Annotated in this window: 12 protein-coding genes, 1 tRNA gene, 1 other RNA gene and 1 pseudogene; 4 read left to right on the top strand and 11 right to left on the bottom strand. The window is 38.7% G+C overall.

The window, feature by feature from the left end; genetic code table 11:
• Nucleotides 1-129: 129 nt before the first annotated feature.
• The gene (locus tag H1P_RS37075) at nucleotides 130-288 is read left to right on the top strand and encodes a hypothetical protein (protein ID WP_186376318.1); all 159 of its coding nucleotides are present in this window, start codon (nucleotides 130-132) and stop codon (nucleotides 286-288) included.
• 219 nt (nucleotides 289-507) lie between these two features.
• The gene (locus H1P_RS34105) at nucleotides 508-726 is read left to right on the top strand and encodes a hypothetical protein (protein WP_144876030.1); all 219 of its coding nucleotides are present in this window, start codon (nucleotides 508-510) and stop codon (nucleotides 724-726) included.
• Between the two features lie 755 nt (nucleotides 727-1,481).
• Here H1P_RS34105 and H1P_RS34100 read toward each other — a convergent pair.
• Nucleotides 1,482-1,561, bottom strand: a tRNA-Leu gene (locus tag H1P_RS34100).
• Nucleotides 1,562-1,744: 183 nt separating this feature from the next.
• Nucleotides 1,745-1,841, bottom strand: an RNA gene (gene ffs, locus H1P_RS34095) — signal recognition particle sRNA small type.
• A 184-nt stretch (nucleotides 1,842-2,025) separates the two neighbouring features.
• Here ffs and H1P_RS34090 point away from each other — a divergent pair.
• Nucleotides 2,026-3,939 (top strand): fumarate reductase/succinate dehydrogenase flavoprotein subunit, encoded by a 1,914-nt coding sequence (locus H1P_RS34090; protein ID WP_144876028.1) that lies wholly within the window; start codon nucleotides 2,026-2,028, stop codon nucleotides 3,937-3,939.
• A gap of 179 nt (nucleotides 3,940-4,118) precedes the next feature.
• Nucleotides 4,119-5,636, top strand: coding sequence for a protein kinase domain-containing protein (locus tag H1P_RS34085; protein WP_144876026.1), 1,518 nt, complete (start codon nucleotides 4,119-4,121; stop codon nucleotides 5,634-5,636).
• Nucleotides 5,637-5,870: 234 nt separating this feature from the next.
• Here the strand turns inward: H1P_RS34085 and H1P_RS38695 are convergent.
• From H1P_RS38695 to H1P_RS39715, 9 genes and pseudogenes are all read right to left on the bottom strand, one after another.
• Nucleotides 5,871-6,587, bottom strand: a pseudogene (locus tag H1P_RS38695) (aspartate/glutamate racemase family protein).
• Nucleotides 6,588-6,779: 192 nt separating this feature from the next.
• Nucleotides 6,780-7,568, bottom strand: a complete 789-nt coding sequence (locus tag H1P_RS34075) for an alpha/beta fold hydrolase (protein ID WP_144876024.1) — start codon at nucleotides 7,566-7,568, stop codon at nucleotides 6,780-6,782.
• 3 nt (nucleotides 7,569-7,571) lie between these two features.
• Nucleotides 7,572-8,666 (bottom strand): pyrroloquinoline quinone biosynthesis protein PqqE, encoded by a 1,095-nt coding sequence (gene pqqE, locus H1P_RS34070; RefSeq protein ID WP_144876021.1) that lies wholly within the window; start codon nucleotides 8,664-8,666, stop codon nucleotides 7,572-7,574.
• The gene (pqqD, locus tag H1P_RS34065; RefSeq protein ID WP_144876019.1) at nucleotides 8,663-8,953 is read right to left on the bottom strand and encodes a pyrroloquinoline quinone biosynthesis peptide chaperone PqqD; all 291 of its coding nucleotides are present in this window, start codon (nucleotides 8,951-8,953) and stop codon (nucleotides 8,663-8,665) included. Before pqqD ends, pqqE begins: the two co-directional genes overlap by 4 nt.
• 55 nt (nucleotides 8,954-9,008) lie before the next feature.
• Nucleotides 9,009-9,752 (bottom strand): pyrroloquinoline-quinone synthase PqqC, encoded by a 744-nt coding sequence (gene pqqC / locus H1P_RS34060; protein WP_144876017.1) that lies wholly within the window; start codon nucleotides 9,750-9,752, stop codon nucleotides 9,009-9,011.
• A 20-nt stretch (nucleotides 9,753-9,772) separates the two neighbouring features.
• Nucleotides 9,773-10,687, bottom strand: coding sequence for a pyrroloquinoline quinone biosynthesis protein PqqB (pqqB, locus tag H1P_RS34055; RefSeq protein ID WP_144876015.1), 915 nt, complete (start codon nucleotides 10,685-10,687; stop codon nucleotides 9,773-9,775).
• Nucleotides 10,687-10,881: a pyrroloquinoline quinone precursor peptide PqqA gene (gene pqqA, locus H1P_RS34050; RefSeq protein WP_144876013.1), complete on the bottom strand. Its 195-nt coding sequence runs from the start codon at nucleotides 10,879-10,881 to the stop codon at nucleotides 10,687-10,689. Before pqqA ends, pqqB begins: the two co-directional genes overlap by 1 nt.
• A gap of 74 nt (nucleotides 10,882-10,955) precedes the next feature.
• The gene (locus tag H1P_RS34045; protein WP_144876011.1) at nucleotides 10,956-12,179 is read right to left on the bottom strand and encodes a PQQ-dependent sugar dehydrogenase; all 1,224 of its coding nucleotides are present in this window, start codon (nucleotides 12,177-12,179) and stop codon (nucleotides 10,956-10,958) included.
• Nucleotides 12,180-12,608: 429 nt separating this feature from the next.
• The gene (locus tag H1P_RS39715; RefSeq protein ID WP_342799639.1) at nucleotides 12,609-12,797 is read right to left on the bottom strand and encodes a DNA cytosine methyltransferase; all 189 of its coding nucleotides are present in this window, start codon (nucleotides 12,795-12,797) and stop codon (nucleotides 12,609-12,611) included.
• Between the last annotated feature and the right edge of the window lie 395 nt (nucleotides 12,798-13,192).

The following is a 13,192-nucleotide window of genomic DNA, read 5'->3' as shown; positions in this document are numbered from 1 at the left end:
ATAACTAATTCAACGGATTATTGATTTCTGTCCATCACTGGAGACTTTCTGGATATTTATGACTGTCGATCTTCGTCTTTTCTTCGTCCGTTTTTTGATTACTTTATATTACACTTTGACGTGCGGAAGGTGGGTTATAAGAGAGTTCGTGAGTTGTTAGTCAGTCGTCGCAGCTTTTTTAATGATATTCGGACATTGCTCAAGTATTTTTGGTTTGCAACTTGGCAGGATTTGTTTGATTTTATTGTTACTGATAATCTGACTAATTCTCCATCTAATTCTAGTTAAAGTATCAAAAATTATTTCAGGGAGGTGATGCTTGGTTTTTATGGCTAATAACTGACTTTTTTTGACAAATTTCAACCCTATTTTTGAGTTGAGATAAATTTATTATGCCGATTTTTTCCTTGGTTGTAATTATATTTTAATTATTTTGCACTTCAAAACTTGATTCTCTTCTTTGTTCTCTTAATTAAATAGAGAACAATTTCTTTGTTTCTTTTCAAAATGAGAATTGCTGATCCTACACAGACAAAAAGACTTATAGGAACGATTGTTGATATTAAGAAATCTAATTCAGGGGAAATCGAGGTTATTACGATATGGGAAGGTAAAGGAGGAATTACTACCTATTTAGTTAGAGATAATGGTGATTCACTCCCTCAAATTAATGAGCTTAGAAAAGTGATTAGAAAAGATGGTGAATTTGTAGAAGCAAATATTTAATGATATTTCAAATGCCTTAACACTTAAATTCTTCTTAACTGCTATCTAATTAATACCAGATAAATTAGTAATACTATTAGTACTACTAATTTATTTGCTGTAAGGCTATCAAAGTCAGTTGTTGTACATTATGTACAACATTTCATCTAGTGAGACTTTAAGCTCAGTTGTGATACATAATGTGATACAACTAATAAGTCAGACCAGAATTTACTGTTGGATAGTCTGTCCTAAATTCTATTCCAAACAGATAATTTCTTTCCCCCTTCACTGACTGTATTTGGCATTTGGTATTTAATGGCATTTTTTCTCTACTTTCAAGAATTTTGTCTACTTGTCAACTGTCAACCGAAATGCTTGAAATTTATACACAGGGAGTGTTTAAAGCAGTTGATACTTTGTCTATTGAATGTCAACTGTCAACCAAATTGATTTCATAGTTCAATCTTATTTTCTCACTGACTAATTTTCTGTTGTCAGTTTTTGGCTCGTTTCACTGAGTATCCAGCTAATAATTCAGAGTAAATATCAGATTTGACGACGTAGACTAGGTGCTTTATAATGCCTGGTCTTTTCTTACTTTACATTTTAGATAAATTTAAATCAAGTTTTTATGATGTCGCTTAAATTACTCTTTTTTACCCATTTGCCCATATGGGAATAACAGGTAAGTGAGTAATTTTTGAGTATAAGTTAAAAATGTAAGTGGAAAGCGTGAGAGTGAAAGTCTCGTCAGTCCTAATGTTTAATTCAGATGGGCGATGAGAGACTCGAACTCTCACGATTTCTCGCCACATTTTGAGTGTGGTGCGTCTACCAATTCCGCCAATCGCCCTGATTGCTACTACAGAATTATAGTCGATCCGGCTTCTTTACACAAGCTAGCCTTAATTTATTCATTGGGGTCTATCATCAACCGAGTGATTGGTGGGACTCCCATTAATAACCCTCGAAAAACCTCTTTGATAACTTGGAAAGTTCTCAACAATTCTTAATAAATAACGTGTAACTGCATAGCGAAGACCCGAAGTCCACGCCTGTTATAAGCATCCCGTATTGCTGCTACCGCTAGGTCCTGACAAAGTTTGGGCGTTACAACCGCATGGGTCCGAGTCAATAAATAGAATAACACATTTAAGTCTTATGTCGTGAATTTTTGGGAAGTAGAGGAAGCAAGAGAAAAAAAGAGGAAGCAGGGGAAGCAATACTGACATCACGACTTCATGAATGTTGCTTGTTCTTTGCTAATGTCTAATATTAAGTAATTAGAGAACAATATTGCTCAACCTCAATAATTCCATGAAACTCGATCCCAAAATTCCCCCTAGTAAATTACAAGACAAATGGGACTACTATAAAGATCACTGTAAGTTAATTAGCCCTGCCAATAAGAAAAAATATACTATCTTGATTGTTGGTACTGGTTTAGCGGGAGCTTCTGCTGCTGCTACTCTGGCGGAACTGGGCTACAATGTCAAAAGTTTTTGCATTCAAGATTCTCCCCGTCGCGCCCACAGTATAGCTGCTCAAGGTGGCATTAACGGGGCAAAAAACTATCCTAATGACGGGGATACAGTATGGCGGTTATTTTACGACACCATCAAAGGAGGAGATTATCGTTCCAGGGAAGCTAATGTTTATCGTTTAGCCCAGATTAGTAACAGCATTATCGATCAATGTACCGCTCAAGGTGTCCCTTTTGCTAGAGAGTACAGTGGATTGCTAGCAAATCGTTCTTTTGGTGGGGCGCAAGTATCCAGAACCTTTTATGCTAAAGGGCAAACTGGGCAACAATTACTATTGGGTGCTTATAGTGCCATGTCTCGGCAAATTAATGCGGGAAAAATCGAGATGTTGGCTCGTCGGGAAATGCTGGATTTGGTGCTAGTTGATGGCTTTGCTAGAGGGATTATTGTTCGTAATTTGGTGACAGGCGAGATCGAAAAATATGCGGGGGATGCTGTTTTACTCTGTACTGGTGGTTACAGCAATGTATATTATCTCTCTACCAATGCTAAAAACTCCAATGTAACGGCTGCTTGGCGTTGTCACAAAAAAGGCGCGTTATTTGCCAATCCTTGTTATACCCAAATCCACCCTACTTGTATTCCCGTATCGGGAGACTATCAATCAAAATTAACTCTGATGAGTGAAGGGTTACGTAATGATGGGCGCGTGTGGGTACCAAAAGACTCCAAAGATACCAGACATCCAGATGCGATTCCTGAAGTAGAGAGAGACTATTATTTAGAAACAAGATATCCTAGCTTTGGTAATTTAGTACCCCGTGATGTAGCTTCTCGAAATGCCAAAAAAGTTACAGACGAAGGTAGAGGAGTAGGTAAAACTGGACTAGCTGTCTATTTAGATTTTCGCGATGCTATTAATCAACAAGGAGAAAAAGCGATCGCTTCTAAGTATGGTAATCTATTTGAGATGTATCAACGCATCACTGACGAAAATCCTTACAAAGTGCCGATGCGGATTTACCCCGCAGTCCATTACACAATGGGAGGATTGTGGGTAGACTATAACCTGATGAGTACTATTCCTGGGTTACACGTTTTAGGAGAAGCTAATTTTTCCGATCATGGTGCTAACCGTTTGGGGGCGAGTGCTTTGATGCAAGGTTTAGCCGACGGCTATTTCGTGATTCCCTATACTTTGGGTGATTATTTAGCTAGTAATGAGTTAATTCCTGTAGATACTAAACATCCTGCTTTTGAAGCAGCAGAAACCCAAGTTAGAGAACAAGTTAGTAAATTGTTGAGTATCAAAGGAGACAAAACAGTATTGGAGTTTCATCGACAATTGGGCAAACTACTATGGGATTCTGTGGGAATGTCCCGCAATCAAACGGGATTAAAAGATGTTTTGGCAGAAATTACTCAGTTAAAATCAGAATACTGGCAAAACGTTAAAGTACCAAGCAATGCAACTACTTTAAATAAAAATCTCGAATTTGCTGGCAGAGTAGCTGATTTTTTAGAATTAGGGCAACTAATGGCACAAGACGCACTTTACAGAGAAGAATCCTGTGGAGCGCATTTCCGCGAAGAATATCAAACCCCAGAAGGAGAAGCCCAACGTAACGATTTAGATTATAGCTATGTTGCAGCTTGGGAATATACGGGAGAAACCAATCGATCTTTACTACACCAAGAATCATTAGAATTTACTAATGTGAGTCTAACTCAACGTAGTTACAAATAGTAAATGCAGCAAATTCTTAAGTTGATTAAAGTGGGGGTTGCTAAGATAATTTTTAAGAAAGCTCCTACTTGATAAAGTATATGAGTATTTTTCCTGCTTATGATTTTCCAAACTTAATTTGGTACTTTAAAGCAATCTTATTAGTATTAATTATCCTCGATTAATTTTTCGAGATTGGCATGAAATCAATACTAGGACAATTATTAAACGAGCGTTATTTAGTTATTAGACAATTAATACAAAAACCTTCTCACAACACTTATTTGGCAGAAGATCAACACAAAATAGAACATGGTCAATGTTTAATTAAACAGTATCGGCTATCAAATATTAGAAGAGCTAATAACCTTCAAGCAAGTAGAAAATTTAAAATTTTTTTGTTTCGAGAAATTCAAAAAATTCGCAAGTTTAATAATTATCCCCAAATTCCTGCGGTGCTAGATTATTTTTTATGGGGAGAAGAATTTTACTTTATTAGAGAATTTATTAAGGGGGAAACGTTAGAAGAAGAGATTGGCTATCGTCAACTAGAAGAAGCAGATGTACTTCATCTAATACAAGAAACTCTGACTATCCTAGATACTCTCCATCAAGTAGGAAAAAAACATCTTAATCTCAAACCTTCTAATATGATTTTTGCTGCGGGTAGCCAAAAGCTTTTTATTGCAGACTTCGATCGTCTAGAGAATTTATTACAAGAGAAAATTGTCAAATCAAATGTTATTGCAGCCACATCTGTCCAACATGATTATTATCTAGCACCAGAACAAAAAGCAGGAAAACCAGAAGTTAGTAGTGATTTTTATGCATTAGGAACAATTGCAATTCGAGCTTTAACAGGTAAATATCCCCATGAAGTTCGTTTGTCTGATTTAGATAATTATGCCCGTGCTTCTATTGTGGATATTGAAACATCACAAACAATTAATATCAACTCTCAGTTAGCTAAGGTTTTGCAAAATCTGATTAATTATAATCCTCAGTCTAGATATCAATCTGCTCAGGCTATTTTACAATCCCTAGCAAAGTCAAAAAATTTTGTTTTATTACCATCTCCTTATACGGATGCGCCTAATAATTCTGCTGAAGTAGAATTAACCAAGCCTCTTACCAAACAGAAAAAAAAGCGTCAGAAATCGCTGTTGTTACCAATTATTTTTGGCATTTTAGCTTTACTATTTCTGATAATATCAGGGCTTATGTTTACTATAGGAAGCAAAACTGACCCGTATCAGAACTTTACGGAATATCGCAATGAAAACTACCAGATTACTCTTAAATATCCTCAAGCATGGACAGTCAGAGAATTAGAAGATCCCATAACAGGAGGCATTGCTGTTTTTACTTCACCGCTAGAAAACGAGTTAGATTTATTTCAAGAAAAAATCTATATTTCGATCGATAATATATCTACAACACCAGAAGAATATGGACAAGCAATTATCAATAAAGTTAACAATAATTCTAATATTACTGATATAGCTTATAAGAAAGAAACAGTTGAATTAGCGAATCAATCTGCACAAAGTATTACTTATCAAAGGTCAAAAGATAATGTTAATTTAAAGCAAAAAGAAATTTTTATTATCAGAAATAATCGAGTGTATTTAATTACTTGTGTTGCCGAAAAAAAGAACTATCAAGGATTTCTAGATACGGTTAATCAGGTAGTTGCAACTTTGACTATAGAAAATTAGTTAGGGCTTACGGAATAGCTTTCAACCCTTTAAAAAAATAGCAATGATACTATGAAAGTGATTCAGATTGCCAATTTCGCTCTCAAGAGTGCGTTCATTGGTAGACTATCAAATAGTCAGAAAAATAATCAATATTTGGGAAAGTCCGATCGCGTATAACTAATTATTTTGGCTCTTGGTAACGAGTTATTATTTTGAGTAATATTAGGAATTAAAGCGAGCAAACCAATTTCTTTAACGGTTAGATGGTAATGAATCAATACCTAATGCCAGTTTCACTGCTTTTTGGCAATGTAGAGTAGTGGTATCAAAGAGTTTTAATCCTACAACATCTTCGGGCTTAACCAGCATTTCAATTTCGGTACAACCTAAAACAATACCTTGTGCGCCTCGCTTCACTAAATCTTGCATAATTTCTATATATATCTGCCGTGATTCATCTTTGAGCGTACCAAAAACTAGCTCATCAAAAATAATCTTGTCGATTACTTCACATTGTTGAGGCTTGGGAGCGATCGCCTAAAGACGATGACGAGCAAAGCGATCGCGGTAAAAGTCGGCTTCCATTACGGGTTTTGTTCCCAATACACCCACTTTTGTCATACCGTGTTTTTTAATTTCTTCTGCGGTAACATCGACAATATGAATCAGGGGAATTTGAATCGCAGCTTCAATTTGGGGGGCAACTCGGTGCATTGTATTTGTCGCCATCATAATAAAATCAGCCCCACCTTTTTCAAGCTGAATTGCCTTAGAGACAAGATAATTTGCTGCATCATTCCAGCGATCGCCCCGTACAAATGCTTCAATGTTAGCGAAGTTGACACTACAGATTAATAATTCAGCAGCATTCCAACCACCGCACATCTGGTTAATCCCTGTGTTAATCAAGTGATAATATCCAGCCGTTGCCTGACTACTCATACCACCAAGAATTCCAATGGTTTTCATAGAAACAACTTGATGCTTTGGCTTTTGATCGGTGTTCATAATTTCTCTAACCATACTAAAAGCTGGCGTTGGTGAATTTTTATGCAATGTAACAATAATAGAGTTTTAGGATTGCGATCGCCAATTATTTTTACTTATAAGATTGTCTAAGTCCTGTTAATCTCACGTTGTTGAGTACGCTTTAGTGATTTGCTATCTTGTTAAAAAATCAAGCACCTGTCGATCGAACTCAATGGGATTGACTAAATTAGAAGGGTCACAGGAATTTTCTAAGATGACAAACTCAGAGTTTGGCAATGCGTTGGCAATTTTGCGGTTAATGTCTATAAATGACTGCCCAAAGTCCGCACCGACAATCACTAAAGCGGGGATGGTCACATCCTTGAGATGCCCTAACACATCGATTCGATTAATTGCCTTTCTAGCTAATATCATCTGGTTGAAGTCCACATTTAAACTGACTTGCCCAAAATAATCTTTAGCTGCCTGAGCATAAGGGGCTGTGTAGGTAAAACTCATTCCTTTTGCCAGCATCTTTTTGCCTAATAGTTTAAATAGGTTAAAGCCTATAACTTGGGAAAAACCTAAAAGCTTTTCTTTAGGTGTTCTAAGTTCTCCAAAGGAGTCAGCAATAACTATTTTCTCTATTCGGTCTAAATGATTCACTAGGAATGATTGAGCAATAACGCCACCCATACTGACACCAATGAGCGTACACTTTTCCAAATTTTCATGGTCTAGTAGCCAGTTGATTTGATTATGCCAATCAGCCAAATCGATGTGGTTCAGTTTTGAAGAACGCCCATGACCAAAAAGATCGGGTAGAAGGAGGTGATATCCTTCATCTATATATTTGTCGATTTGTGGCTGCCACATGGCATGGTTTGCACCGATGCCGTGTAACAATAATAGAGTTGTAGAATTGCGATCGCCAAAGGCTTTGTAATAGGTTTCGCTGCCGTTCGGATTTTGGAGTATCACAATCTATTCCTTAGCTGAACGGTAAGTAAAGGTCGGAGAAAATTCCTGTTTTCCTTGTCCTTGTTCTTGAGCTTTCAGAATTAGATGATGCTCTGGTGACAAATGACAAACTGGATCGGTAGCAGTCGCCGAACCCGTAAGTAATAGAGCTTGACAGCGACAACCCCCGAAATCAATTGTTTGACGAGAACAACTACGACACGGTTCATCCATCCAATCTATGCCACGGAAACGGTTAAAGGCTTCTGATTCAAACCAAATCCATTCTAATGTGCCATTACGAAGGTTAGTAAAGGTTAATTCAGGTATAGAAGTAGCCACCTGGCAGGGTAGAACATCCCCATTCGGAGAAATTACCATTGTTTTTTGCCCCCATCCTCCCATGCAGGGTTTAGGATATTTTTCATAGTAATCGGGCAACACATACACAACACCCATAGGGAAATATCGCTGTTGTTTGGCGATCGCTACAGCTTGTTTAGCTCGTTCTAACTGCTCTGGTGTTGGCAATAGCGAATCTCGATTAGATAAAGCCCAACCATAGTATTGAGTGTTGGCTAATTCTACCCGATCTGCTTCTAGTGTTTTACACAGTTCTAAAATTTCTTCAGTGCGGTCTAGGTTATGACGATGCAATACTACATTAATGGTTAAAGGAAATCCTAACCGTTTAACCAATCGTGCAGCAGCCAGTTTTTTTTCAAAAGAAGGAATTCCTGCAATATAGTCAGATTTAGCTGCTTGGCTATCTTGAATACTGATTTGTATGTGATCGAGTCCGCACTCTCGCAGTTTAGCTGCCCGATCTGGAGTTAGCAGCGTACCTGCTGTAATTAAGCTGGTATAGATTCCTGTCTTTGCTGCTGCTTCTACCATAATCTCTAAGTCCTGCCGTAGAAGCGGTTCTCCTCCCGTAAATCCAAGTTGGAGAATTCCCAGTGATGCAGCCTGAGAGATCGCTTTGAGCCAATATTCAGTCGCTAATTCTTGACGGTAATTACTGTCACTGTAATTGAGGGGATTAGAACAATAGGGACAGCGCAACGGACAGCGATAAGTTAACTCCGCAATTAGTGTTAAGGGTCGCTCTATAATCATAATTGTGCTTGGTTAATCAATAGTCCTCGTTTCATCATGTAGGACAGCAAATCTTGAAGATCGCTCTCTTTGACATCACTGAATTGTTTTTCCAAGGCTGTGGCGATCGCTTCAAAAGAATGATAACCATTACATTGAGCAAGTATTGCTACCGCAGTAGAATTTAAAGCCAGTGCGCCTTCGGGAAATAATAGCCAGTGTTGCTGTCTAACCTCGCTCCAATGCAGACGAACACCAGCAGATAAACCCAGATAATCGAGAGCATGAATTTGATTTTCTTCGATCATTTGTGAAAAATTGAGATGAATTATTTTTATTCACTACTCTTACAGACGTAGCATGCTACGTCTCTACATTACTCATTACTTTTAAACGAGTTTCGCCTCGCTCAATGGCATCTAGCTGACTCCAAAGCAGATCGCATTTAAACGCTAAGGCTTGAACTGCCTGTTCTTGACTGTGACGAGTTTGACAATTGTCTAAAACTAAATTTAGCGCGTAACGAGCATCACGGGGTGCTTTCTTGAGCCGTACTCGAAAGTACTCAAATCCAGCAGGATCGATCCATTGGTAGTGGGACTCTAAGGCAGCTAATCTTACCTCGATAGCGTTAGGACAGAACAACTCTGTTAAAGAAGAGGCGATCGCAAAAATCCAGGGCTGAGTGCGACAAAAATTGACGTAGGCATCCACTGCATAGCGCACACCAGGTAAGACATACCGCTCATCCAGCAGCTCGGCACGAGGTAACCCCACAGCTTCACCCAACCTAAGCCAAGCTTCAATACCCCCTTTATCTTTTTCCCGTCCATCATGATCGATAATGCGCTCGATCCATTCTCGTCTGATTTCCCTATGAGGGCAGTTTGAGATAATAGCTGCATCTTTAAGAGGAATGCTTTTCTGATAATAAAAGCGATTAGCTGCCCAGAGTTTTATTTCTGGGGGTGTTAATAGACCCTCATTCATTCTTTTATGAAAGGGATGCAAATCGTGATATTGGGATTTTTGAGCGTAAAGTGCAGTTTCAAATTCTTCTTTTGTCCAAGGTAACTGTTTTTGCTCCTGCTCAACTGTTTGCACCATGTTTTTCTAGTTATAGTTAATTATAATTCAATTGTTAAACCGTCATAACCAACTTCTATTCCTGCTGCTTCAACCTTTTGGCGTTCTGGTGAATGATCAATCAGAATAGGATTAGTGTTGTTGATATGGGTAAAAATTTTGCGGGAACAAGAGAGTTGGGAAAGACGACTTAAGCTGCCATCTGCTCCTGAAAGGGGTAAATGTCCCATTGCCAAGGCTGTACGGGTTGACATTCCGAGTTTTACCAGTTCATCATTTTGCCAAAATGTACCATCTACCAAAATACAATCGCTCGATTCAAACCTCTCTAAGATTGCAGGGGTAAACTCAGCTAATGCTGGTGCATAGGTAAGAACACCTCCACTAACGCGATCGCTGAAGGTAAAACCCACTACCCAATTTCCTTCTGCTGGAGAACTAGAACGCATATATTTAGGTGGTGTACCAGGAAGTAAAAAGGCTTCTACTTCTAAACTGGACTCCCCGTTACTACCCAAACTTACAGCAGAACCAGGCTCAATAACCGACCACTCCACCCCGCAGTAATCCTTTAATACCCGCAGTAGAGAAAAACCCTCAGTTAATGCCTGTTTTACAGTATCTGTTCCGTAAATATTAAGTGGCTTGCTAGACTCTCGTAAAATCATCAATCCTGCGGTATGGTCAATTTCCCCATCACTCAACAGTACTCCTGCAATTGGGCTAGAGCGAATTGAAGTGGGTGTTCCATCACGAAGACGTTCTAGTTGTTGACGCACATCGGGGGAAGCGTTGACCAAAAACCAATCGCCTAATGTGCCACGAACCGCCAGAGATGATTGAGTACGTTGATGTACCCCCTTTTCTCCTCTGCGGGTAGCTTGACAACCAGCACAATTACAGTTCCATTGAGGAAATCCCCCTCCTGCTGCCGAACCAAGAATACGTATCAGCATTAGTCCCACTGTTGAACGTAAGCTGTCACTTCCATACAAAGATCGAACTCTTCAAACTCTGGCGACTCCCATACTGCCGTTGGTTTGACCATTGATGAGGGAGCAGAATTTTTACTACCTTTCTCACTATCACTATTCGCAACACTAGTATCTTGCTTGGCACAAATAGAATAATTGTTTGTTTGATGCATCATGATATTACTTCTAACTATTGTGTTTTAATTATTGTGTTTTAAATCAAATCATAGAGACATAACATATTACGTCTCTACTCGCCTTCGGGTTCGATACTTATTAATTGTCCATTTTCCTCATCTGTCAAAACGTATAACATTCCGTCAGGACTTTGCCGTACATCACGCACTCTTTGACCGATAGGAATCGATTCTTCGCTTCTTACATTCCCCTCCTCGTCCAATTCAATGCGACGAACATCGCGAGAAATCAGCCCCCCCGCAAAAAGATTTCCTTGCCATTGGGAAAAGCGATCGCTAGTATAAATTGCCAACCCTGAAGGTGCTGTTGCAGGAGTCCATACCACTTTGGGATCGATCATTCCTGTACGCGATCGCTCAGAAGAAATTTCGCCTCCAGTATATTCTTCGCTGTGGGTAACTTCTGGCCAACCATAGTTTTCGCCAGCTTCCACCAGATTTAGTTCGTCTCCACCTCTAGCACCGTGTTCTGTTGACCATAGCCGATTATTAGCTCGATCAAAAGTCATGCCTTGAATATTGCGATGTCCGTAACTCCAGACAGCAGAATCAGCATCTGCCGAGCCAACAAAGGGATTATCTGACGGTATTGAGCCATCATCGTTTAAACGCACAACTTTACCGAGATGAGAATTCAAGTTTTGAGCTTGTTTGCGGATTAAGTCCCCATCCACTTCAATTGGTGGATTGCCACCATCACCGATCGCCACTAACATCGTATTATCAGGCAGCCAAACAATGCGCGATCCAAAGTGCTGACCAGCACTTTTAACTGGGTCAACCTCAAAAATAACCTCTAAGTTTTCTAAGGCAGAACCATCAAACGTTGCTCTGGCGACTCTTGTGTGGTTTGCTGACTCGCTACCGTGAGAATAAGTCAGATAAATTAAGTTGTTTTCTTGAAAATTTGGATGGAGAGAAATATCCATCAAGCCTCCTTGACCAAATGCTAAAACTTCGGGGACTCCTGCAATTTCTTGGGGGTCTAAGTTTCCATTACGGGCAATTCGCAACCTGCCTGGTCGCTCAGTAATTAACATTGCTCCATCTGGCAGCCACGCAATGCTCCAGGGACGTTCTAAACCCTCCAATACAGTCGTTGTCCTAAAATCACTGGCAACGGTAACATTCTCTTGTGACAAGACTGGATTATTTGATGATAAATCATCGGTGCTAGAGGCGGAGGTGGAGTTTTTGAGAAAGGAACAACCCACGAAAGCCAACATAACGCTGGCACCCAATGCTATTTTTATTTGATGATTAGTTATAAACTTCATAACTTTTGCCCCAGTGTTGTTGGCTTGCAAAATTCATTGCAAGTATTTTTAGCAACATAAATAATTTTGATAAAAGGGTGTTTTCTATAATGACAGAAAAATATGACAGAGGAATGACAATTAACTTAGTGGGTTCTGTGGCAAAAATCAACTGGAAAAATTATTGACAAATTTTGAGAGTATTATTGGGAGTTTGAGGATCATGGCGCGATCGCGCAGCGCCAGCCTTCGGCTGTCCGTGCAACGCTCGGCATAGCCGAGACCGCATATCTTTCTAGCCAAGAAATAGAATTGCAATTTTGAGCTAATAGTTTACTGTCTTCATAGTTATTCAGCAAAACCGTTTTGAGTTTCTATTTCATCCATGAACACAATTGAACCAAAAAATAAGATACTACTGAATCACATTTTTATTAATCTAGAACAATTTTAATTTATCTCTTGTGCCAATAGAACTAAAAAGTTGACAGGGAAAGCCTCCAGTAAAATATCAAAGTCAGGAATTAGTTTAGTTTTAATTGTTGTAATATCTCTGTAACAAATTTCTCTGAAATCAGCTTGATAAGTTGTTTGGGCATATTTATCCAATTCTGAAGAAAATACACATTTTGCATCTATTTGTTCAAAAGCAATTCTGATACCATCAATACCAGTAAATAAAGCGATAAACTTTAAGCTGTCTTTTACAAAGTAATCTTGGTTACCATACTTAACAAAAGTTAAATTATCCTCAAATAAATTGTATTAGATAACTTACTGCATTGATCGCTAAGTAAGAAAGAAGGAAGAAGGAAGAAGTAAGAGGGAATAAAAAATAAAGATCGAGGAAAATTACTGTAGCCCAATTAACAAATAACAATCAACTATCAACCAAGATTATTGTTACATTGGCTACCAACTTTTGGTATCTAAAATGAAACCATTCTAAAGCCAATCTTAAACTTCCTGCTTTCAGGCACAATCCTTTCTTAATATATATGGGTAGAAGATAAAGAATGAGAGACGATGAGTTT

The sequence above is a fragment of the Hyella patelloides LEGE 07179 genome, assembly GCF_900659865.1.
GTDB classification, from domain to species: Bacteria; Cyanobacteriota; Cyanobacteriia; order Cyanobacteriales; family Xenococcaceae; genus Hyella; species Hyella patelloides.
Note: the sequence above shows the minus strand (reverse complement) of the source record. Positions and strands in the feature narration are given on the sequence as shown.